General features: G+C 62.8%; 18 protein-coding genes. 10 read left to right on the top strand and 8 right to left on the bottom strand.

Annotated elements, in window-relative coordinates; translation table 11 throughout:
• Positions 1–80: 80 nt before the first annotated feature.
• From FYB76_RS23465 to FYB76_RS23455, 3 genes are all read right to left on the bottom strand, one after another.
• A complete protein-coding gene (locus tag FYB76_RS23465) occupies positions 81–1,328 on the bottom strand; it encodes an ABC transporter substrate-binding protein (RefSeq protein ID WP_088755805.1) in 1,248 nt (415 codons plus the stop codon).
• Between the two features lie 156 nt (positions 1,329–1,484).
• Complete coding sequence (locus FYB76_RS23460; protein WP_154135236.1) at positions 1,485–3,461, bottom strand: beta-galactosidase; 1,977 nt, start codon at positions 3,459–3,461, stop codon at positions 1,485–1,487.
• A 61-nt stretch (positions 3,462–3,522) separates the two neighbouring features.
• Positions 3,523–4,668, bottom strand: a complete 1,146-nt coding sequence (locus FYB76_RS23455; protein WP_154135235.1) for an ABC transporter ATP-binding protein — start codon at positions 4,666–4,668, stop codon at positions 3,523–3,525.
• 404 nt (positions 4,669–5,072) lie between these two features.
• Between FYB76_RS23455 and FYB76_RS23450 the strand changes: the two genes are divergently transcribed.
• Positions 5,073–6,095: a LacI family DNA-binding transcriptional regulator gene (locus tag FYB76_RS23450; RefSeq protein ID WP_154135234.1), complete on the top strand. Its 1,023-nt coding sequence runs from the start codon at positions 5,073–5,075 to the stop codon at positions 6,093–6,095.
• A gap of 7 nt (positions 6,096–6,102) precedes the next feature.
• On the opposite strand, the gene FYB76_RS23445 is transcribed toward FYB76_RS23450, so the two are convergent.
• Positions 6,103–6,732 (bottom strand): TetR family transcriptional regulator, encoded by a 630-nt coding sequence (locus tag FYB76_RS23445; RefSeq protein ID WP_088755809.1) that lies wholly within the window; start codon positions 6,730–6,732, stop codon positions 6,103–6,105.
• Positions 6,733–6,922: 190 nt separating this feature from the next.
• On the opposite strand from FYB76_RS23445, the gene FYB76_RS23440 reads away from it, so the two are divergent.
• The 5 genes from FYB76_RS23440 (at position 6,923) to FYB76_RS23420 (ending at position 14,917) form a co-directional block, all read left to right on the top strand.
• On the top strand, positions 6,923–8,146 hold the full coding sequence (locus FYB76_RS23440) for an arabinose transporter (RefSeq protein ID WP_154135233.1): 1,224 nt from the start codon (positions 6,923–6,925) through the stop codon (positions 8,144–8,146).
• Between the two features lie 167 nt (positions 8,147–8,313).
• Complete coding sequence (locus FYB76_RS23435) at positions 8,314–11,004, top strand: type VI secretion system Vgr family protein (protein WP_195724708.1); 2,691 nt, start codon at positions 8,314–8,316, stop codon at positions 11,002–11,004.
• 14 nt (positions 11,005–11,018) lie between these two features.
• Positions 11,019–13,163: a DUF3274 domain-containing protein gene (locus FYB76_RS23430; protein ID WP_154135231.1), complete on the top strand. Its 2,145-nt coding sequence runs from the start codon at positions 11,019–11,021 to the stop codon at positions 13,161–13,163.
• Complete coding sequence (locus FYB76_RS23425; RefSeq protein WP_229297075.1) at positions 13,127–14,620, top strand: hypothetical protein; 1,494 nt, start codon at positions 13,127–13,129, stop codon at positions 14,618–14,620. The genes FYB76_RS23430 and FYB76_RS23425 overlap by 37 nt, the downstream gene beginning before the upstream one ends.
• A gap of 33 nt (positions 14,621–14,653) precedes the next feature.
• A complete protein-coding gene (locus FYB76_RS23420; protein WP_154135230.1) occupies positions 14,654–14,917 on the top strand; it encodes a PAAR domain-containing protein in 264 nt (87 codons plus the stop codon).
• Between the two features lie 113 nt (positions 14,918–15,030).
• On the opposite strand, the gene FYB76_RS23415 is transcribed toward FYB76_RS23420, so the two are convergent.
• Positions 15,031–16,119 carry a sensor domain-containing diguanylate cyclase gene (locus tag FYB76_RS23415; protein ID WP_154135273.1) on the bottom strand — a complete coding sequence of 363 codons (1,089 nt, stop codon included), beginning with the start codon at positions 16,117–16,119 and terminating at the stop codon, positions 15,031–15,033.
• A gap of 553 nt (positions 16,120–16,672) precedes the next feature.
• Between FYB76_RS23415 and FYB76_RS23410 the strand changes: the two genes are divergently transcribed.
• Complete coding sequence (locus FYB76_RS23410; RefSeq protein WP_154135229.1) at positions 16,673–17,083, top strand: hypothetical protein; 411 nt, start codon at positions 16,673–16,675, stop codon at positions 17,081–17,083.
• Positions 17,084–17,233: 150 nt separating this feature from the next.
• Here the strand turns inward: FYB76_RS23410 and FYB76_RS23405 are convergent, their stop codons facing one another.
• From FYB76_RS23405 to FYB76_RS23395, 3 genes are all read right to left on the bottom strand, one after another.
• Complete coding sequence (locus FYB76_RS23405; RefSeq protein WP_154135228.1) at positions 17,234–17,593, bottom strand: 5-carboxymethyl-2-hydroxymuconate Delta-isomerase; 360 nt, start codon at positions 17,591–17,593, stop codon at positions 17,234–17,236.
• Between the two features lie 111 nt (positions 17,594–17,704).
• Positions 17,705–18,682, bottom strand: a complete 978-nt coding sequence (locus FYB76_RS23400; protein ID WP_154135227.1) for a threo-3-hydroxy-L-aspartate ammonia-lyase — start codon at positions 18,680–18,682, stop codon at positions 17,705–17,707.
• Positions 18,683–18,756: 74 nt separating this feature from the next.
• On the bottom strand, positions 18,757–19,419 hold the full coding sequence (locus FYB76_RS23395) for a transcriptional regulator (RefSeq protein ID WP_154135226.1): 663 nt from the start codon (positions 19,417–19,419) through the stop codon (positions 18,757–18,759).
• A gap of 154 nt (positions 19,420–19,573) precedes the next feature.
• Between FYB76_RS23395 and gcvA the strand changes: the two genes are divergently transcribed.
• The 3 genes from gcvA (at position 19,574) to FYB76_RS23380 (ending at position 22,235) form a co-directional block, all read left to right on the top strand.
• The gene (gcvA, locus tag FYB76_RS23390; RefSeq protein ID WP_154135225.1) at positions 19,574–20,476 is read left to right on the top strand and encodes a transcriptional regulator GcvA; all 903 of its coding nucleotides are present in this window, start codon (positions 19,574–19,576) and stop codon (positions 20,474–20,476) included.
• Between the two features lie 100 nt (positions 20,477–20,576).
• Positions 20,577–21,413, top strand: a complete 837-nt coding sequence (locus FYB76_RS23385; RefSeq protein ID WP_154135224.1) for a DMT family transporter — start codon at positions 20,577–20,579, stop codon at positions 21,411–21,413.
• Between the two features lie 60 nt (positions 21,414–21,473).
• Positions 21,474–22,235, top strand: coding sequence for an SDR family oxidoreductase (locus tag FYB76_RS23380; RefSeq protein WP_088755817.1), 762 nt, complete (start codon positions 21,474–21,476; stop codon positions 22,233–22,235).
• Positions 22,236–22,387 lie beyond the last annotated feature (152 nt).

Raw genomic sequence — 22,387 nt, 5'->3', positions numbered from 1 at the left:
GAACGGCCCGGATGGAATGCCCGGACGGACCAGGCATCAACAGCGATGCAACGATGAAACGGTACAGCGCAAAGCGGCGATCAGGACTTCTTGTAGATACGCTTGCGGCTTTGTTCCAGCTCGTTGAGCACGTCGTCGATCTTGCTCGGATCGCTGATGAACTTCTGCATGCCCTTCATGCCTTCATCGGCCATTTCCTTGGTCATGTCGCGATCATAGAACTGCGAGATGCCGCCCTTGGCATTGGAAAGGATTTCGAAGCCGATGCGCGAGATCGGATCGGCCGGGGCCGGCGACTTGCTGTTGGCCGGCAGCGAACCCAGGCCATCGGCCAGCTTGGCGCTGATGGCCGGGGTCCCGACGAAGGCGATGAAGCGGCGCGCATCGGTCTTGTTGCGCGCCTTGGCCGGGATGTGGATGGATTCGGTCGGACCTTCTTCGGCGGTCGGCACATTGGCATCGATGATCGGGAACTGGAAGTAACCCATCTCCGGTGCCAGCTTGGCCGGGAAGCCCTTGGCGATGAAGGTGCCCATGAGCATCATGGCGGCCTTGCCCTGGAACAGGAAGGGCTGGGCGCCATCCAGGTCATAGGACAGCGCATTGTCGATGAAATACTTGTTGTCGATCAGGCTCTTCCAGGCGGTGTAGACCTTCTTGACGCGCGGGTCGGTGTAGGCGACGTCGCCGGCCATGAGCTGCTGGTGGAAGGCATTGCCGTTGATGCGCAGGTCGAGGTAATCGAACCAGCCGGCCAGGGTCCAGGCGTCACGGCCACCCACGGCGATGGGGGCGATGCCGGCGGCCTTGAGCTTCTTGCAGGCCTCCAGGAATTCATCCCAGCTCTTGGGTTCGCCGGCGATGCCGACCTTCTTGAACAGGTCCTTGCGATAGAACATGCCCCAGGAGTAATACACGGTCGGTGCCGAATATTGCTTGCCCTGCCAGGACGAGGCTTCCTTGGTGGAGGCATAGGTGCTGTCCCAGCCGTTCTTCTTCCAGTCCTCGCTCAGGTCTTCCAGCAGGCCGCGGCTGGCGTAGAAGGCCATGCGCTCGCCGTTGTGCCAGTTGATGATGTCCGGGGCCTGGGTCGAGAGCCAGCCCGGCAGTTGCACCTTGTAGGCTTCTTCCTCGATGAAGGAGACCTTGACGTCGACGTCCGGATTGGCCTTCTTGAATTCATCGACCGTGGATTGCCACACGGTGCGTTGTACGGCGCCCTTGTAGGCGATGTTGACGGCCAGCGTGCCGGCCAGGGCAGCGGCGCTCCAGGCGGCGGAGGCGGCCAGGCAGCCGGCGATCACGGTCATGCGCATCATTTTCTTCATTGTTGTCTCCGAATGTTTGGTTCAAACAGCTATGTCGTGGATCTTCCAGGTTCTTTTGGGTTCACGGTAAGGCGTTGCTGCGCAGGTTCTGTCGCCTGCTCATGCACGGCAGCCGCAGCCGCCGTGCTGTCTTCCAGAGTGCGGCCAGCGGGTTGCTTATCCTTGCGTGCGCGGACGATAGATCGCCACGCCCTGCGGTTCCAGCGCCGCCTGTCCGACCAGGAACTGCGCGCCGTCGGCGTGCGGCAGCGCGATCGGTGCGTCGCTATAGTTGAAGGCGAACTGAAGGCCGCCGCGCTGCTGCAGGCGCAGCCCTTCCGGCAGGCGTTGCGGGGCCAGTCCGGCCGCGCGCGCCACTTGCTCGAAGTAGCGCGTGGTCAGCCCGGCGTCGAAGATGCCGGCCAGGTAGTGCGCACGTTCCTTCTGCACGATGGCCGGATGGCCGTCAGCGAAGGTGGCGATGGTCTGCAGGCCTTCGCCGTCGGCTTCGATGAGGTCGCGCCAGTAGCGGGCCTGGCCTTCTTCCGTACCGAACCGTACTGTTTCGCTGACGTTGGGGCGCATCGATTCCACGCGCCATACGCGCATCGGCAACAATTGTTGCAGCGGGCCGGGCGGCAGGGTCGAGGGAATCTGCAGCGACTTGGTCTTGGAGCCGCTGCGCGGGCCGAACACCACCTGCGCGCCACTGTCGGCGATGCGGCCCGGCAGGTCGTCCGGCACGATCGGCAGCGGCGGCACCACGATCATGGCGTAGCCTTGCAGGTCGGCGTTGAGGGGGACGATGTCCACATCGAGGCCCAGCGAACGCAGCGTCGAGTAATAGTCGAAGGCGAAATGCGCGTACTCGAAATCGATGCCCTGGAAGTGGATCTCGAAAAGCCACTTGGCATCGTAGTCGAACAGCAGCGCCACCTTGCCGCGCGGCTGGGCCAGCGCGCCGTTGGCCTTTTCCACCGCGATGATTTCCTGGGCCACGCGCTCGGCTTCGGTACCGCCCACGTCGAGGCGATTATCCGGGCGGTTCAGGCCCGCGTGCAGCTGTTCTTGCGCAAACGGGCATTGGCGCCAACGGAAGTAGGAGACGCAACCGGCACCGTGCGAGAAGGCTTCCCAGCTCCACAGGCGCACCATGCCGGGCAGCGGGGCCGGATTCCAGTGGGCCCAGTTCACCGGGCCGGGCTGCTGCTCCATCACCCAGAAGGGTTGGGCCGACATGCCGCGATAGAGGTCGTGGTTGAAGCTGGCGAAATCCGGATGGCCGGTGCGCAGCCAGCGAGCCTTGGTGTCGGCGTCGTACCACATCACTTCCAGCGCACCCAGCGGGTAGCTGTCCCAGGTGGCGACATCGAGGTCGGCGGCCACCGGATAGTGATCGAACTCCAGGAACATCTGCATGAAGTTGTGCACCATCAGCCGGCCCGGCGAGAGCGGGCGCAGGATCTCGACCTGCATGCGGTTGTAGCGCACCACCTCGTCCGAGGCAAAGCGGCGATAGTCCAGGCGATGCGAGGGATGGGCCTCGGTGACGGTGCCGACCGGCGCGTCGATCTCGTCGAAGCTGCGGTATTCCATGCTCCAGAACACCGTGCCCCAGGCGGTATTGAGCGCGTCGATGCTGCCATAGCGCTGGCGCAGCCACTGGCGGAAGCGGCGCTGGGCCGAGGGCGAATAGCTGACCACGGTCTGGTGGCAGCCGTACTCATTGTCCAGCTGCCAGGCGGTCACCGCCGGATGCTGGCCGTAGCGCTCGCCCAGCAGGCGCACGATGCGCTGCGACTCCTCGTAGTAGGAGTCCGAGGAAAAATCATAATGGCGGCGCGAACCGAAAGCGCGTTCGCGGCCGTTGGCGTCCACTGCCAGCACGTCGTCGTGACGATCGATGAGCCACTTGGGGGGCGTTGCGGTCGGGGTGCACATCACCACTTCCAGACCGTGCTTGGCCAGCACTTCGATGGCGCGATCCAGCCAATCCCAGCGCAAGTCGCCGGGCGAGGGTTCGATGCGGCTCCAGGCGAATTCGCCGATGCGCACCTGCTTGATGCCCAGCGCCTGCATGCGCTGGGCATCGCTTTCCCACATGGCCTCGGGCCAATGTTCGGGGTAGTAACAGACTCCCAGTCGTAACGACATGATCGTGGTTCCTTAGCGGTAGTGAAGCGTCAAGAGAAGAGGGCGCGTGCGCAGAGCCTGTTCAGGCTGCGGCAGCCAGGCCCGGATGAACTTGTGTGCGTGCCAGTGCGACGCCGTCCTGATCGAACAGGTAGGCGCAGTTCGGCGCGACTGACACGCGCAGGCGTTCGCCGCGCGCGATGTGGGCGTCGCCCGGTGCCTTGGCCACCAGCGGCTGGCCGGCCGGTTCGTCCAGGTGCACATAGGTCTGCTCGCCCAGGCGTTCCACCAGCATCACTTCGCGGGTAATGCCGTACTGGCCCTGGCTGCCGATTTCCATGTGTTCGGGGCGTACGCCCAGGGTTACCTGCTGGCCTGGCTGCACCGCACCCTTGGCCGCCACCAGCAGGGTTTCCTCGCTGTGCTGCAGGCGGATCAGGATACCGTTCTCCTGCGCATTCACCACCTGTGCGGGCAGGAAGTTCATGCGCGGCGAACCGATGAAGCCGGCCACGAAGCGGTTGCGCGGATGGTGGTACAGCTCCATGGGGGCGCCGACCTGGGCGATGCTGCCGAAGCGCTGGGTGTCGGCACCGGCATGCAGCAGCACGATGCGGTCTGCCAGGGTCATGGCTTCGACCTGGTCGTGCGTGACGTAGACCACGCTGGCCTGTTCGAACTGGCGATGCAGGCGGGCGATCTCGATGCGGGTCTGGCTGCGCAGGGTGGCGTCGAGGTTGGAGAGCGGTTCGTCGAACAGGAACACGCCAGGACGGCGCACGATGGCGCGGCCGATGGCTACGCGCTGGCGCTGGCCGCCGGAGAGTTCCTTGGGCTTGCGCTGCAGCAGTTCTTCCAGCTGCAGGATGCGTGCCGCTTCGCGCACCTTCTGTTCGATCTCGGCTTTGGGCAGCTTGGCCAGGGTCAGGCCGAAGCTCATGTTTTCATACACCGTCATGTGCGGGAACAGCGCATAGCTCTGGAACACCATCGCTACTGAACGCTGCGCCGAGGGTACATCATTGACGCGCTTGCCACCGATGAAAAGGTCGCCGTTGGTCAAATCTTCCAGCCCCGCGATGCTGCGCAGGAGCGTGGATTTGCCGCAGCCGGACGGGCCCAGGAAGACACAGAATTCATGTTCGCCAATGTCGAGGTCGACATTGCGGATTACCGGCGGTGCGTCGCCGTAGGCTTTTTGTGCTGCACGCAAGCTGATGCTGGCCATCACGATTTCCTAACAGAAATGGATTGCAGGGCAGGCCGCCACGAGGCAGGCGGGGCGTCAGGTTAAGCGCTTAATCAAGTGACCCAAAAAAAAGATCGCCTGAGTTTCCTGTGTGCAATCGGGGGTTGTCTCCACGTCGTTGTTCTGAGCGTGTTGCCGTCTTGGGTTGGCAAATATTTTGGTCGATCATACCCATCTTGCATGGCCTCTGCAACAACAATCCTGTAACGGGAAACTGCCAGCGTTTTGTCAGCAAGCGCGCCCCTGCCTGCCCGGGCAAGGCGTAAATCATTTCCGGATTTCCTTGCGTATCGCACCCATGGCGGCCGAAGCCAACGGCCCGTGCGCGTTGACAAGCCTGGCATAAGCGGTTTGAATGCGAGGGCTTCCAACTCCATGCACCCATGACCACCTTATCCGAAGTCGCCCGTCTGGCCGGTGTCACCTCGGCCACTGTGTCCAACGTCTTGCGCCAGCGCGGCAAGGTCGGCGAGCAGACGCGCCAGCGCGTGCTGGAGGCGGTGGCCCAGCTCGGCTATCGTCCGCACCTGACCGCGCGTGCGCTGGCCGAAGGGCGTGCGCCGACGCTGGCGCTGGTGGTCTCCAGCATCGCCAACCCGTTCTATCCGGAGTTCGCCCTGGCGGCCGAGCGTGCGGCGCGCGAGCGGGGCCGCTTCCTGATCGTCTGCAACACCAATGACGATCCCGATACCGGCCGCGCCTATCTCGACCAGATAGCCGGAACGCTCTCCGACGGCGTGCTAATCATGAACGCCAACCTGCCCATGGATGAGTTGAAGAAGACCGAGCAGCGCGGCGCCCCGGTGGTGCTGTGCATGTGGGAGAAACCGGACGCCCCGCCCGAGCTGCCCTGCATCGCGGTGGATTTCTATGCGGCCGGGGCGACCGCTGCGCAGCACCTGCTGGGACTGGGTCATCGCCACATCGGTGCGCTGGTGGGCAGCAAGAAGAGCGGCATCCATGCCGAACGCTATCGCGGCTTCGTCGAGGCTTGTGCCGCCGCTGGCATCAAGCACAGCTTGCAGAGTGCGCGCTACATCGGTGATACGGTTGAAGCGGGCTACCAGGCGACCATGACGCTGCTGCGCGAAGAACCGACACTGACGGCCATCTTCGCCAGCAATGACCTGCCCGCATTGGGCGCGATGAATGCCATTGCCGATCTCGGACTGAACGTGCCGCGCGACATCTCGGTGATCGGCATCACCGACATCCAGTGGGCGCGGGTCTCGCGACCGGCGCTGACCACCGTGGCCGTGCCCACGGAAGAGGCGGCGCGCATGTCCATCGACCTGTTGCTGGCCTTGATCGAGGGCCGCAGTCCCTCACCGGTGATGCGGGTGACCGCCACACCGCAACTGGTGCAGCGCGCTTCCACGGCGGCGCCGCGCAAGCGCAAGGGATGAGCGCAATTCAGCGCTGCAGGCTCTCCAGATAAGCACAGAACATGTCGGCCATGGCTTCGCCGTAGGCGCGGATTTCCTTGGCCGCTGGCGTATCGCGCGAAAGATGTTCGCCGGCTGTGGTGAGCGTGGTCATCATCAATTCCCCCGCGCGCTTGCGCCGTGGCGCAGACACCCCCGGCAAGGCTTCGCGCATGAACTGCGCGATGATGCCGTCCCAATCATGGCGCATCTCCTGGGCCTCGCGCGCATCGCGGTAGAGCGGTGCGGCATCGGCCAAGGCCATGCGCACCTGGGCTTCGGCGAATTCGCTGCGCAGGAAGGCATGCACCAGTTCACGCAGGCGCCGCGCCGGCGCCTTGCGCTGGTCCTGCAACAGCGCGCGCACCATGGCGGTGGTCTGCTGCCATTCGTCGGCCTGCAGGCGGAACAGGATGGCCGCCTTGTTGGGGAAATACTGGTACACCGATCCCACGCTCACGCCCGCCCGCTCTGCCACGCGTGCGGTGGTAAAACGCGTCGCCCCTTCGCGCAGCAAAACCTGAACAGCGGCTTGCAGGATGGCCGCGACCAGTTCGGTGGAGCGGGCTTGCTGTGGTGACTTGCGCAGGGAGATTTCGGGGCGGCGCGGCTTGTTCATGGGAAGGACAGGGAAGATAAAAAAGATGTAAACGGAATGCGACTAGGAAACCTGACGAATCCGTCGCATACTGCATCGCATCGAATATGACGGATCCGTCGCATTCTACTGCGCACCATCCTGCCCATCAATGGGGCCAATGCGCAGCACTCCTGCAAGCAACCATCAACACTATTATCGAGGGTCATCCATGAATGGAAAACAGGCTGGCAAGCCTCATTCCAGCACGCCATCCGCCAACACCGGCAGCAGCACGACGGTCTTCCTGGCATTGGCACCGCTGACGCTGGCGGTCTTCATCGCCTTTCTCACCATCGGCCTGCAGTTGCCGGTGCTACCCCTGCATTTGAAAGAAGCCTTGGGCATGAACGCCACGGTGGTCGGCGTGGTGGTCGGGGCGCAGTTCGCCGCGGCCCTGCTCTCACGTGCCTGGGCCGGCAATGTGGCCGACCTGCGTGGTGCCAAGCGGGCCGTGGTGGGCGGCTTCTTGGCGGCGGCGCTGTCAGGGCTGGTCTATCTGGCTTCCCTGCTGTGGCTGGACCAGCCTGCGCTCTCGGTGGCCGTGCTGTTGGCCGGACGTATCCTGCTGGCGCTGGGCGAGAGCCTGGTCATCACCGGCACCATGGGCTGGGGCATCGCCCTGGTCGGACCGCAGCATGGCGGCAAGGTGATGGCCTGGCTCGGTATTGCCATCTATGCGGCCATGGCCGGCGGTGCACCGTTGGGTGTGGCGGTCAGCAAGGCCTGGGGATTTGCGGGCATAGCCGGTGTGAGCGTGCTCTTGCCGATCGTGGCGCTGCTGGCCGTCAGCCCCTTGCGTGGGGTTGCGCCCGGTGCCAGCCGTCGTACGCCCTTCTATCAGGTGCTGGGTGCGGTATGGAAACCTGGCCTGGGGCTGGCATTCTCCAGCGTCGGTTTCGGTGTCATCACGGCATTCATCGCCCTGCTGTTTGCGGCACGGTCGTGGGGGGACTCGTCGCTGGCCTTCACCAGCTTCGGTGTGGCGTTCATCGTGGCGCGCCTGTTCTTTGCGCACCTGCCGGACCAGATCGGTGGCGCCAAAGTGGCGCTGGTGTGCTTGGTCATCGAGGTGTGCGGGCAGTTGCTGATCTGGCAGGCTGATCACGCCTGGATGGCCTATGCGGGTGCGGCCCTGACCGGGTTTGGCTATTCGCTGGTGTTCCCCGGCTTCGGCGTGGAGGCGATGCGCCGCGCGCCGCCGCAGACACGCGGCCTGGCCATGGGGGCGTATGTGGCGTTCCTCGATCTCTCGCTGGGCATCACCAGCCCGCTGGCCGGCGCGCTGGGCAGCCATGCGGGGGTGCAGGATGTTTATCTGGCGGGGGCGGTGGTGGTGGGCTTGGCGATGTTGGTGGCGCTCCATTTGTTGCGGTCAGTGAAAACGGGAAATTGAGCAAAACATTTTCTATCCGCAAAAAAAGCAGGCGCGCAATGAGGCCGAAATTTAGAAATTTGACTAAATGATTTTGCCCGGCTGTTCGGTAGCATGCAGAGCTTTCCCGGCTCTGTGCTCGCACCATGACAGCCTCAGCCGACATGACCTCTGCGCCCCTAGGCGCGATGCTCAAACTCCTGACGCACGAGCGGCGCCTGCTCAAGCTTCATTGGCCGACCTCTGCAACCTCACTGGCAACCAAGCTGGTCGCGATGCAAGTGAGCGGAAGCGAGACCGTGTGCGGCAATGTGCGCTATCGGGTGCAATGCGCCAGCAGTATGCAGGACATTGGTATCGACGATCTGCAAGGGCTGCCTGTCGGTTTCTCCGTCAAGGATGTTGACGGTGTTCCCGCCTTGGTGTGCGGTCTCGCCGCCTCCGTACGGCAGGTGCATTCTGAAGCGGGTGCCGTACTCTTCGAGATCGAACTCTGCGATGCCCTGCATCTGCTGGAGCAGCGCAAGACCTGGCGTGTCTTCTGTGATCGTTCGGTAGTTGAGATCAGAGACCAGATCCTGTCCGAGCACCGCCACGACAACAACATCCTCGCCGCCGCCTTGCGCTGGCATACGCGTGGCCTGCACAAGACCTACCCACAGCGGGCCTTCATCATGCAGGCCGGTGAGAGCGATGCCGCTTTCCTGCGGCGTATCTGGCAGCAGGAAGGGATCGCATGGCACTTCCGCTTCACACTTGAGGGCGAGGAACCGGTCCATCATTTGCATCTGGCCGACCATCCGACGGCCTACCCCGATCAAACCGCCGTTGCCTTGCGCTACCACCGTGCGGACGCCCTGGAGCGTACGGATACCATCAATCAATGGGAAGCGTGGCGTGAGCCTTTGCCTGGCGAAGTCACGCTGAGCGCCTTCGATTACAAATCCAACCAATGCATGGAGGCGCAGGAAGGCACGCTCAGGGATCAAGGTCAGGCAGGTCTTGCCTTGGCCCGCAGCCTGGGCAATTACGAATATGGCCCTCCCTTCCTGGCGGCCGGACGTGCGCACCAGCAGCAGATGGCCCGCGCCAGGATGCAAGCCCATGAGCTGGCTGCGCGTGGCTATCGTGCCCGCAGCGTCGTGCGCTCCTTGCGGGCCGGAAGCCAGTTCGCGCTGAGCGGACAGCCCCATATCGACACCTTGCCTGAACACGCTCGCCGCTTCACCGTCACGCAACTGAGACTTTATGCGCGCAACGCCCTGGTGCTGGACGCCCCCTGGATGGCCGCCTTGATGGAGGACTGGTTGCCAGCGCGCGCCGCCGTGGGCGACCAGGCTGCGCTGGACGTTCCTGTCTACTGCAATGCCTTTGAGTGTGTGGCGCGCGATACCGTCATCGTGCCATCGTATGACCCGGACCAGGTGCCCAAGCTGGGCATGATGAGTGCCGTCGTGGTCGGCGATGGTGACAAGGAGGTCGATGTCGATGAGATGGGGCGCATCGCCGTCAGGTTTCTCTTTGCCCGGCCGCATGAACACCCCCGTCAGCGCGGCGCCAGCGGCTCCACTGCTGACTCGGCCCGTATCCGCGTCTTGCAGCCCTGGGCCGATGCCGGCTTCGGTACCGCCTTCTGGCCCCGGGTCGGCAGCGAGATCCTGATCGCCTTCCTGCAAAATCATCCCGACAAGCCGGTGGCCTTGGGCGGGCTTTACGATGGCACGCATTGCCCGCCGCAGTTTTCGCACCAGGGCAAGCTGCCGGAGAACAGTGCATTGTCCGGGATCCGCAGCAAGGAATTCAAGGCGGACCGCCACAGCCACCTGCGCTTCGACGACAGTGCTGGCCAGATCAGTGCCCAGCTCCTGTCGGACCATGCTGCTACCCAACTCAACCAGGGCTGGCTGGGCTCCCCACGCAACGAAGGAAATTCCACACCGCGCGGCGAAGGGTTTGAGCTGGCCACCGATGCCGCAGGTTGCTTGCGCACGGCCCATGGCCTGCTCATCACCGCCTTTGCCCGCCTCAATGCCAGCGGCCACCAGCTTGCCCGGGACGAAACGCTCGCGCTGATGCAGCAATGCGTGCAGCTCTTTACCGGCATCGGCGATTACGCAGCGCGACACCAGGCAATGGCCGCCGATCATGCTGCCCATGAGCGCCTGTATCGCCAGTTGCAGCGTTGGGAGAATGGCTCCAATACCGCACCCGACGCAGGAGACGGAGGTACCCCCGTGGTCGCCATCACGGCACCGGCCGGCCTGCATTTCAGTACCCCCGAGACCGCCGTCACGCATGCCGGCGAGAACTGCGACACCGTGGCACTGCGCAATATCCAATTGGCCAGCGGCGAACACCTGACGGCCAATGCAGGCAAGGGCATGTCGCTGTTTGCGCAATCGGAAGACCTCAAGCTCATCGCGCACCAGGGCGAGCTCAGGCTGCAATCGCAGCACAACGATACCAGCGTGGTGGCGGCCAGGAACCTGAGCCTGAGCGCCAGCGACGGCAAGGTGCAGATCATCGCGGCCGACGAAATCCTGCTGGCGACCGCGGACGGCAGCTATCTGCGTCTTGGAAAAGGAAAGATCGACATGGGTTGCAGCGGGGCTGCATCGATCCATGCGGCCAAGCATCACTGGCTCGATGCACAGACCACGCCCGGTGAGCTGCCAAAGTTCGCCAAGGAGGAGGTGGGGCGCAAGCCGGTCGTGGCACGTCCGACCGATGACCAGGCCGTGCCGGGTGCACGCTTCGAGATCGACCGCAGTGACGGTGTCGGGATGACCGGGCAGACCGATGAGCAAGGCGCGACCGGTGCGATCTCCAGAAGTGCATTCGAGCAGCTGCGCATTCGCTTCCTCGACACCGACTCTTGAAGGAGAACGAGACCATGAGCACGACACCCGGTGCCGCACCATCTTCCCGCGTGATCGGAGGCGGAAAATTCACCCTCTTGCCCAACCATGGCGAGGCGCGTTTCTACAAGACCTTGCCCTTGCCTGGGGTCATCATCCTGGTGCATGGGGTGAACTCCGATGGGGAGTGGTACGAGAGCACTGAACGCGGCCTGTGCGAGGGGCTCAATGAAAGGCTGGCCCGGCGGCCCGAGCAGATGGTCTACAGTGGTCCGACTTCGGGTCGCCTGATGCCTGCGCAATACACCCCCGAACTGACGGCCGACGGTTATCTCGCACCCCGGCGCAGTGCGGACAACTTCATCAATGCCGAATCCAACTATTCGCCCGTCATCCGGTTCCGCTGGGGATACAAGGCCAGCAAGACCGAGCTCAGGCAATTCGGCAAGAACGTCTGGCTCAACGAGAACGATTACTGGGGCGGCGGGCCATTCGCCAACGGTTGCTCGACCATCGCCGATCTCTGGACGGAGGGGCTCAATGACCGCCTATTCCTGTGGCTGACCGCGCAGCATCTCAATCCGGTGCCGGGACGCGACGTCTATCGCTGCCCGCACCGCGCCTACTATGTCCACGCCGCGCTGCGCCTGGCACGCCTCATCAAGTCCGTGCGCGACAGGCAGGCGGACTGTCCCATTACGGTGATGTGCCACAGCCAGGGCAACATGGTCGGGATCGCTGCGGCCTTTCTGGCCGACCGGCTGGGCGTGCAGGCGGACAACTACCTGCTTTGCAATCCGCCGCTGAGCCTGGTGCCGGACAATTTCACGGAAGGCTGGAGCCAGAGAGGCAGCAGTGATTCGCAAGGCGCGTTGGGACGGCGGACGTACCGGGCGCGGGTGGACACGCTGAAGAATTTCTTTGCGCTGTTGCAAGCCCGTGCCACCAGTGCGCACGCGGACGCCAGGATCGACAAGGAAATGGCCAACAGCAATCCCAAGCTGGGTCCGGCCTTCACGGCAGCCGGAGACCGACAGCGCCATGGGCTAAATGGATCCACCTTTGGCCGGGTGACCCTGTATTGCAATCCGCACGATCAGGTCATCTCGGCCACGACCGTGCAGGGGATAGGCTGGCGCGGCATGAGTGCACAGGAGATTGAGGTCACTAACGGCCGTGGCGTCTTCGTGCAGCGTGTTTTCGCGCATCAGTATCTGGTGGGGCAGGTACCGGGCAAGTCCTATCGCTATTGGGACGACCGCTGGAACAAGGATGCAGGAGCCGGCAAGGACGGGTTCTGGCATCCTCCTTCGCCCATCGTCGCCTATCGGTTCTGGCAGGGATTGGCGTCGAACGAGGCCATCATCGGGAAAATCGCGACGGCAGTGGGTCAGCTGTTGATGCCGCACATCGAGTTGGTCAGAGAGCGTGTCAATGCCAGCATCGAGAAGAGCTGGTCGATTCCGATTGACGCGCCTGAACTGCCGCGCCATTTTTTACCGACGGCCTATCGCTATGGAAAGCTGAGTCCGCAGTTTGATGAGGGTATCGATGCTGCCGGCAATGCGCGGCAAGCCCGTAAAAGCGAGGTCAATGGAAAAGCGGGCGATCCCTATGACGAACACGCCACGCTCACATCCGAGGACGGTTCAGCCAACGATGCAGCGCAGGGGGACCAAGAGTCGGAGGCCCGATTGCGCTACGAGCATCGGGCGCGCTTGCGGATGCAGGCCAGACGGGGCGACATAGCTGATGCAAAGGGGAACGTCGCCGGAGAACAGCCAAATGGACAGCCCACCAAGGCATATCAGGCTTGGCGGACTGAGCAGATTGGGAAATTTCTGAAGGAAGGCGTGGACCAGAGCGCTACGGATCATTCGACGATCGTGACCAATTCGGAGCATGCAAGGTTGGCGGCGGCTTATGACGTTGCTGTTGGGGTTTGTACGCTTAGTGAGGAAGAGATGCGGGAGCTGCGGGTTGAGGCGGATTGGCGGTACGGTCTGAAGCTGGTGCAAACGGGACATCCCCATGCTTATTTGAGTGAGTATTTTGATTGCGGGAAGATGATAAACAAGCAGCTTGAAACTTGGATAAGCGAAGAAGAAGCAACGCGTCCGGAAGGAATTATAGATGAACGATCATGGCGAAAAAATGGGAGCAGCGGGGGCAGAAAATGAGCGCTTTGCGTGCTTTGAAAATAGTAGCCATTTCCGTCATAGCGGCGGCCATTTCGCTGTTTTTGATAATTTTCTGGATGTACGTTCTCGATCAGAATGAGCCGAGAAGATGGACGGAGGCGGAGTTGATTTTCAGATTGGTCTTTCTACCGGCGGTAGCTTTTCTGTTGACGGTCTTTGTGGCGAAAGATCATCTTACTAAAGCCTCAGACCCTGTTAATGCGCAGCTTGAGCAGCCGCTGCCGAGAGACGATGAGCATTTCAAGGCCCAAGTCGTGGGCATCCAGTGGCTGAATCCGTTGATCCGAAGAGATTATCCTACTGAATGGCAATTGCTTTGGGCACTGGGAGTAGTCAAGCCTAATCTCCACGATGACGAAGTACAACGAGATCCCGCGGTATTCACTACCGTGCAGTCGATTGCTCCAATCGCGTACGGTGGTCGCGGTAGCAAATTTCCTCTATTTTTTGAGGGGTATGTTTGGAATGCCATTAAGCCAATAGGACGCGGCTATGCTGCGGATGGACAGTATTTCTATACGATTCAGCCGAAGAAAACAGAACGTTGGAAAGAACTTCACGGTATTCATGTCGAATTCGCGATTCCCGATATTTCCGAATTACCAAAAGATCAGGCTGGAGATATTCTCCGAAGAGCTTTTGAAAAGGAATTTGAGTTCGCTAATACAGAGCTATCCACAGCGAACATCCCAGCGGATGTCAATTTTATCAAAGGCGGCGCCAGCGCTGGTTTTGCCTCCCTGTCAGCGGGTATGGATTATCTGGAAGCCCACCCCGAAAAAACCGTCTGGGTCATGAATATGGATGCGCCAGAGTTTCCCGAGTATGGTCGGATCAGCGAGAACTGTACTTTGCTGATCCTGGCGGGGCCGAAGTTCAACACAGGTCGCGAACCTCTTGCATGGATCGCCCGCCCTGCAGTTCGTAGGGTCGAGGACTTTGCTACCACTGAAGGCGAAAGCCGAACCGCAAGTGCGTGGAAAGGCGCAATCCAGTCAGCCGCAGAACAAGCAAAAATCTCTCCCTACGAGATCCGCTACGTCATCCACGACGCCGGCAAAGGAACGGAAGAAGCAGGCCGCCGCATCGGCACGTTGGCCCAGGCCATGACGCAGAACCTGCCCGAACTGGATGTACTCAAGCACTCCTTCAACACCCCGCAATTGCTGGGCGACATGCGTGCGGGCACAGCCATCACCAACGTGGCACTGGCCATCGCTTGGGCCCATCACAAAGGCAGGCCGGTGATGGTGGCTGGCACGACCGAGCCTGACAAGGCCACGGCAGTGATGGTGACGCCACCTGATCGTGCCCGCGTCTTCGACCCCGAGAAGAACTGGTTCCGCGCCCGAGGAGAGGGCTACGCTTACTTGCCTTGGTGGGGGCTGAGGAAGGACCTCGACTGGTCGACCTATATGCAGGGCTACTCGGACTGACCTGCAGGTCATCCATGTCAAAAGGAGAACAAGATGAAAGGCGTCATCCGTCTCGGCGATCCGACCACGCATGGCGGCAAAGTCATCAGTGCCGGTGCGCGTGTAGCGGTGAGGGGAAAAGCCGTTGCCCGCGTCGGTGATTCCTGCACCTGCCCGATCAAGGGGCATGAGGATTGCGTCATCATCGAGGGCCATCCCACGATCCAGGTCGACGGTGTTGCAGTGGCTTTCGAAGGCCATCGCACCAGCTGTGGTGCGGCGCTGATTTCGACGGTGGCAGACAGCGGAGCCGGGTGAGCATCTTCAAATGACAGACGCCGCTGTGAGCACAGCGGCGTCTGTTGAATGCAAGTAAGGCTGGGAGCCGATATCCGTAGCGCATTCCCTTATTCGCTCATGCATTTCATCCTTCAAGCATTACGCGGATTACGCCCATGCTTGCGCTGGTACATGGCCTGGTCAGCCGCATGCAGCAAGGCGCTGAAGTCGCACATTTCCGACGGCGTCACGGTCGCCGCGCCCAGGCTGATCTCGATGTCGGTGTGCGGCCACTTCACGCGGGCCACCGCCTTCTTGATGCGGTCGGAGACCTGCATCGCGCCAGTCTCATCGGTATCCGGCAGGATCAGCGAGAACTCGTCGCCACCATAGCGCGCCAGGAAGTCGCTGGCCCGCAGCGGCGAGCGCAGTACGCGTGCCAATTGCACCAGCAGCGCATCACCGGCCGGGTGGCCATAGGTATCGTTGTATTGCTTGAAGTAATCCACATCCACCATCAGCATGGTCAGCGGACGGGCGTTACGCAGGTGACGCGTCCACTCTTCACGCAGGCGCGAATCGAAGCTGCGGCGGTTGCCGATGCCGGTCAGCGCATCAGTCATGGTCTGCTGCTCCAGCTTCTGCATGGCGCGATGGCTGTCAATCTGCGCCTCCAGCTGGCGCGCCAGTTTCTGGAACGCGTCACGTTGTGCCGGGGTGAGCGTGCGCGGTTCGCGGTCCATCACGCACAGCGTGCCCAGGGTGTCGCCATTGCCCGACACGAGCGGTACACCCGCATAAAAGCGCACCGCCGGATTGCCACGTGCCAGCGCGCCGGTGGCAAAGCGCAGGTCGCTGCTGAGGTCATTGACTTCGGTGATCTGGCCGGGCGTGCGTGCGGCCATTTCACACAAGGAGAAGTCCACCGCGTTGCGCAGTACGCCGGTCTGGCCAGGGAAGCGCCACCATTGGTTGCGCGCGTCGCCGCGGCCGTTGTTGACGGAGAGGTAAGGATGCTGCAGCCCGATGTCGGCATGCAGCTGGCTGAACATGCCCATGGGCGTACCGCAGACGCTGGACGCCAGCGAAATGAAATCGGACAGCGCCGGCTCCAGCCAGGCATCGGCATCGCTGTCGGTGTGCGCGAGTTCGATGCGGTCGGCGGTGCCTTCGCTCAAGGCACGATGCGCTGAGGTGGACCGCTTGAAAATGGAGCGTTCGGGAGTGTACTGAGCGTGCAGGTCTCGAATGTTCATGGCGCGTTACTCGTGAGGGTTATATGGCGTTGTCGTTGGTCGCCGTCAGCGCATCGTGGAATGCAGTGGGGAGGACGGCGTGGCATCTCGGTGCGCAAGTGGAAATATTTTTCTTTTTCTTCACTGCACATCATGTTGCCCTGCGACATCAAGGTAGCAGATCAAGTTCGGAAGTAAACCGTTTTGGAACATCCTCTTACAATTTATACGCGTTCGAAGCTGAAACGATGCTATTCCGATCACATACAAACAGCTTGGCTGATCATGCTGACAATTGACGTTTTGCTAGTCTCTTCTCGGCGATGGATAACCTTAGTTTCAACGCGCTGAAATGAACATCGGACAGCACCACTTTCGCTTGTCAGCGGATTCTTATATTGCTCTGCAATATTTCATGCAAAGGGCGACAGAAAGGCGTCGCCTGACGGCGACACAACAGCGTCGCCACAGGCAGACGATTAGTGCTTGCCAAGTGCCATGGTCGTAAATAAACTCTGCCGTTCCTTGTTTGATCCGATCAACGTTTTTGAAAGCAGAGATGTCGACCCAGCCCAAAGCAGGCGCAGTCCTGTTCGCCAAAGATGTAGCCCGCCTCGCCGCGTTTTATGCGCAGGTGCTGGCGGTGGTTCCCAAGCAGGCCCAGGCCGAGAAGGTAGTGATCGAGGCCGAGGATTTCCTGCTGGTGATTCATGCGATTCCACAAGCCACGGCAGCCAAGGTGGAGATTTGTTCACCACCGGTGCTGCGCGAGAACGTGCCGGTGAAGCTCTTCCTCCCCGTGCGTTCACTTGCCCACACACGCCTGTCTTCCGAGCAGCTCGGCGGTGGCATGAAGCCCGCTGCGGCCGAATGGAACGGACCGGATTTCCGGGCCTGCGATGGCTTCGATCCGGAAGGCAACGTAGTGCAGTTCCGCGAGGTCCTGCGTGAAACGGCACTGGCGTCCTGAACGCCTGATGCATCGGGGATAAGGCAGCGCGGCATCACAAGAACAGCATCGCGCTGTGTCCTTCACCCGAAAAAAAGCCGCCCGGTTTGCACCGCGCGGCTTTTTGTTTTGGGGTGTCCGCTGCCAGGGCAGCAGGGTCACGCTATCGGCTTATTGCAGGGCGACCTTGAAGTAGGTCTCGCGCTGCATGTCGACCACTTCCACGGTGATCTGCACCTGGAGATCCTTGGGCCAGCTCTGGTCCTTCTGGATCGCCGCACCCAGCAGGTCCGACACCGACTTCTTTTCTTCCAGCGTGCGGCCGGTCAGGATGGCCAGGCGCAGCGCGATGAAGGCACGCTTGGCCTCGGCAGCGGTACCGACCAGGTAGTTGTCCAGGCGCACGGCACGCGCCTTGATGGCGTTCTCTTCAAAGTGGCCGCTGGCCACCAGTGCCTGGTTGAGCTTGAGCAGCGTGGGCTGCACATCGAGCGCGAGATTATCGGTGTATTCCAGAACGAGATGGGGCATGGTGTTTCCAGTCCTTGTGATTGAATGGTGGGAGCTAAGTCAATGATGAGGCTCAACACTGTAAGCCAAAATGACCCCGCGCGAGATTGGGGTCACTGATGCGGCCAATCATCAGGACAAATACCCCGACAACTTGCCCAGGTCGATATTGCCCCCGCTGATGATCACGCCCACGCGCTTGCCCTGCAGCTGGTCCTTCAGCTTGCGGGCCGCGGCAAAGCCCAGGCAGCCGGTCGGTTCCACCACCATCTTCATGCGCTCGGCAAAGAAGCGCAGGCCCGACACCAGCTCGGCATCGCTGACCGTATGGATGTCGTCTACCATGTCGCGGATGACCTTGAAGGTGTACTTGCCCAGGTGCTGCGTCTGGGCACCATCGGCAATGGTCTTGGGGGTATCGATGTGCACGATCTGGCCTGCGCGCAGCGATTGCTGGCCATCGTTGCCGGCTTCCGGCTCGACGCCATAGATCTTGCAGTCCGGCGACAGCGCCCGCGCCGCCAGTGCCGCGCCGGAGAGCAGGCCGCCGCCGCCCAGGCAGACGAAGAGTACATCCAGCGGGCCTGTTTCCTGCAGCAGTTCCAGCGTGGCCGTTCCCTGGCCGGCCATCACGTGCGGATGGTCGTAGGGCGGGATCAGGGTCATCTTGCGTTCGGCCGCCAGGCGCGCACCGATGGCTTCGCGGTCCTCGGTATAGCGGTCATACATCACGACCTCGGCACCGTAACCTCGCGTGGCAGCCACCTTTGCCGCAGGCGCGTCCTGGGGCATGACGATTACCGCCGGAATACCCAGCAGCTGCGCCGCCAGCGCTGTTCCCTGGGCGTGGTTGCCGGAGGAAAAGGTGATCACGCCATGCTTGCGCTGCTCGCTGTCGAATTGTGAAAGCGCATTCATGGCACCCCGGAACTTGAAGGCACCCATGCGCTGGAAGTTCTCGCACTTGAAGAACAGCTGCGCGCCTACCTCCGCATCGGCCGTGCGCGAGCGCAGCAAGGGCGTCTTGTGGGCCCAGGGCTTGATGCGTTCGGCGGCCAGCAGGACGTCGGCAAAGCTGGGCAATTCGGTAGCACTGGAGAGCGGAATCATGAGGTTTCCTTCAAGTGGGATGGAAAGATGGGGACCTTGGGCATGGCAAGCGATGAAGGCGCGGAGCGACGCCCTCACTCCTTCTCGTCGTTGTAGACCGTCGCACGCGATACACCCAGGTGCGCGGCCACGATTTCGGCGGAGCGCCGCACATCCATGCAACCGGACTGCCGCAACTCACGCATGAGCTGGCGCCGGTCCTCGGCCTTGAGGCTGCGCGGCGTGGCCGACAGCCGCGCGGCAAAGGCATCGATGCGCTGGCGCAATGCATCGGCGCCCGCCGGCTCCAGCGTCTCGGCCACGCGGACCGCGTTGTCGATGCCGCCAAACTGGCGCAGCATGCCTTGCAGTGCGCCGAACAGGGTCAGGTCGATATTCATGCACAAGGCGGCCACATACTTGCCGTCGGCATCCTTGATGCCGATCGAGGTGCTCTTGGCCTGGCGTCCGTCGGGCAGGGTGTTGGCGTAATTGGTCAGGACCTGCGGATAACTCTCGTCGGCGATGCGTGCCAGTCCCAGTTCGGTGGTGGCATCTCCTACCTCGCGGCCGGACAGGTTGTTGTGCAGGGCGACGATGGAGTGATCCGCGTCCCGCAGGTCGTGCAGCACCACTTCGCAGAACGGTGCGAAGGTCTCGCCCAGGCCCTTGGCCACCTGCTGCAATTGCGAAAGCAGCAGGGCATGGTCGGGACGGTCAGGTTTCTTTTTGCGGGAGCGGGAGGTCATGTGATACATATTATCTAAAATTAGACGGTATGTATAGCCGCGATTCTTCGCTGCATTCTCGTCCGCTTGCGAGGGGCTTTCCGGACTGCAAGACGGGGGCTGTTGCTATCATGAGCTCTTGTTCATGACTGTTGTTTCCAGCCGTCCATCCCTGAGCGCACCCATGAGAGACCTTCCCCCCACGGCCACCCTGCGGGCCTTTGAAGTCGCCACCCGCCATGCCAGTTTCACCTCCGCCTCGGAAGAGCTGCATGTCACGCAGAGTGCGGTCAGCCACCAGCTGCGCCACCTCGAAGCGCTGTGGGGCATGCCGCTGTTCCAGCGCGGCAAGTCCAATACACTGACCCCGGCCGGGGCCGCGCTGGCGCCGGTGGTGCGCGAGTTCTTCGCCCGCCTTGAAGCCACCCTGGCCGAGCTGCGCGCACAGGAAGGGCGGCAGCCGCTGAAGGTCAGTACCACCTATTCCTTCGCGCTCAAATGGCTGCTGCCCCGGCTGCCGGCGCTGGCACAGGCCCATCCCGAGCTGCTGGTGACGCTGGAGACCACCGATACGGCCATCCACTTCACGCCGTCCGAACCGGATGTGGCGATCCGCTTCGGCCCCGGCCACTATCCCAGCCTGTTTTCCGAATTCCTGTTCCGCGAGCAGGTGTTCCCGGTGGCCAGCCCGGCCCTGCTGGCGCGCCTGGGCATGCCGCGCAAGCCGGCCGACCTGCGCCGCTATCCCCTGCTCACGCGCGCGGGGGCCGACATGGTGCCGAAATGGGACCTGTGGTTCCAGCAAGCCGGGGTAAGCGTTTCGGCCTTGCGGGAAAGCGTGCGCCTGGCCGATACCAACATGACGCTTGAGGCGGCCCTGCTGGGCCAGGGTGTGGCGCTGGCCCGCAGCGGCCATGTCGAGCAGGAACTGGCCAATGGCAGCCTGGTGCGGCTGTTCGAGCTGGCCTTGCCTTCCCCGCTGGCCTATTACTTCGTCTGCCCCAAGGGCGTGGAGACGCAGCCGCACGTGGCCAGTTTCCGTGCCTGGCTGCTGGCGCAGTCACAGGCCGCCGGTGCGCGCTACTGAGATGCGGGGGCACCGCCTCGGCGCCAGGCATGAGGATTTGCTCATGACGGGATGAGGAGACTTCGCTTCTGTCCGGCGGCGCTCCTGCTTACCATGGCGCATGCCTTTGCCTGTCGTCCTGCTCATCCTCCTTGCCGCCTTCCTGCATGCCAGCTGGAATGCGCTGCTGCGCAACGGCGCCGACCGCCTCTGGTCGATGACCGTGATGTGCCTGGCCGTAGCCCTGGCCAGCCTGGCCGCCACGCCGTGGCTGCCGGTACCGTTGCCGGCCAGCTGGCCGTATGGAGTGCTCTCTGCCCTGCTGCACGTGGGCTACAACCTGTTCCTGGTGCGCAGTTACCGCAGCGGTGAGCTGGGCCAAACCTATCCGATCGCGCGTGGAAGCTCGCCCCTGCTGGTCACGCTGGGCGCGGCCCTGCTCGCCGGCGAGACGCCGGGACCGCTGGCGCTGCTGGGCATCGGGCTGGTATCGGGCGGCATCATCGCCCTGGCATTCCGGGGACGCAGGGTGGCACTGCCCGGCCTGCGCTATGCCCTGGGGACCGGCTGTTTCATCGCGGCCTACAGCGTGGTCGATGGCCTCGGTGTGCGCCTCTCGGGCAACCCCATGGCCTATACCGCATGGATGTGCGCCGGATGGGGCTTGCTGATGCCCGCCGTCTTCATGGCCTGGCGCGGCCCCCGTGCATTGTGGCAGCCCCCCGCATCGGCGGCGACGTTTGCCACCGCCTTCGCGGGCGGGCTGGTGTCGCTGCTGGCCTATGGCATCGTCATCCAGGCCATGGCGCTGGCGCCCATGGGCGCGGTCTCGGCGCTGCGCGAAACCAGCGTGTTGTTTGCCGCCATCATCGGCCGGCTGTTCCTGGGCGAGACGCTGAGCTGGCCACGGGTACTGGCCTGTGCCGCCATTGCAGCGGGGACGGTACTGATCGGTTGATCCGGTGGCTGCTCCCGCCCCTGCTCCCCTGCCGTTTTGCTCACTCCAAGGAGATCCGACATGACTCATGCAACAACCAAGCCCGTCATCCTCATCACCGGCGGCAGCCGCGGCATGGGCGCTGCCACCGCGCGGCTGGCCGCCGAACGCGGCTACGATGTGGCCTTCAGCTATCTGCACGATGCGGCAGCGGCCGATTCGGTGGCGGCCGATATCGCGCAGCGCGGCGCACGGGCGCTGGCGCTGCGGGCCGACAGTGCCGACCCGGACCAGGTGGCGCAGCTCTTCGCTGCCATCGATGCGCGCTTCGGCCGCATCGATGTGCTGGTCAACAATGCGGCCATGCTGGAGCGCCAGTCACGCATGGAAGACCTGGGTTTCGCACGCATGCAGCGCATCTTCGCGGTCAATGCCATCGGTCCCATGCTGTGCGCGCAGCAGGCGATCAGGCGTATGGCCTATCGGCACCAGGGCAGGGGCGGGGTGGTGATCAACGTGTCGTCGGCCTCGGCGCGCCTGGGCAGTCCCAACGAGTATGTCGACTACGCCGCCTCGAAGGGCGCACTGGAAACCTTCACCACGGGACTGGCCAAGGAAGTCGCCCGCGAAGGCATCCGCGTCAACTGCGTGCGGCCCGGCCACATCTACACCGACATGCACGCCAGTGGTGGCGAACCGGACCGGGTCAACCGGGTCAGGGAATCCATTCCCATGGGGCGGGGCGGGCAGCCCGAGGAAGTGGCGCGCGCCATTCTCTGGCTGGCCAGCGAGGAAGCTTCCTTCAGTACCGGGACCTTTCTGGACGTCACCGGAGGCAAGTGAGGCCGGCCTCGAGCTTCATCATCCACTAGGGCCTGTTCACATTCAATCTGTGAGATGCGTTGCCCCCAGAAGGCGTGCTGGCAAGGCGCGCGTCAGGGCTGGTGGTGGTGCCACCAGCCCTGACGTGCAACGCGGCCAGCGCGCCTTCTGGG

This window comes from Herbaspirillum sp. CAH-3, assembly GCF_009668275.1.
In the GTDB taxonomy this organism is placed as follows: Bacteria; Pseudomonadota; Gammaproteobacteria; order Burkholderiales; family Burkholderiaceae_D; genus Herbaspirillum; species Herbaspirillum aquaticum.
This window is presented reverse-complemented; position numbering and strand designations above follow the sequence as displayed.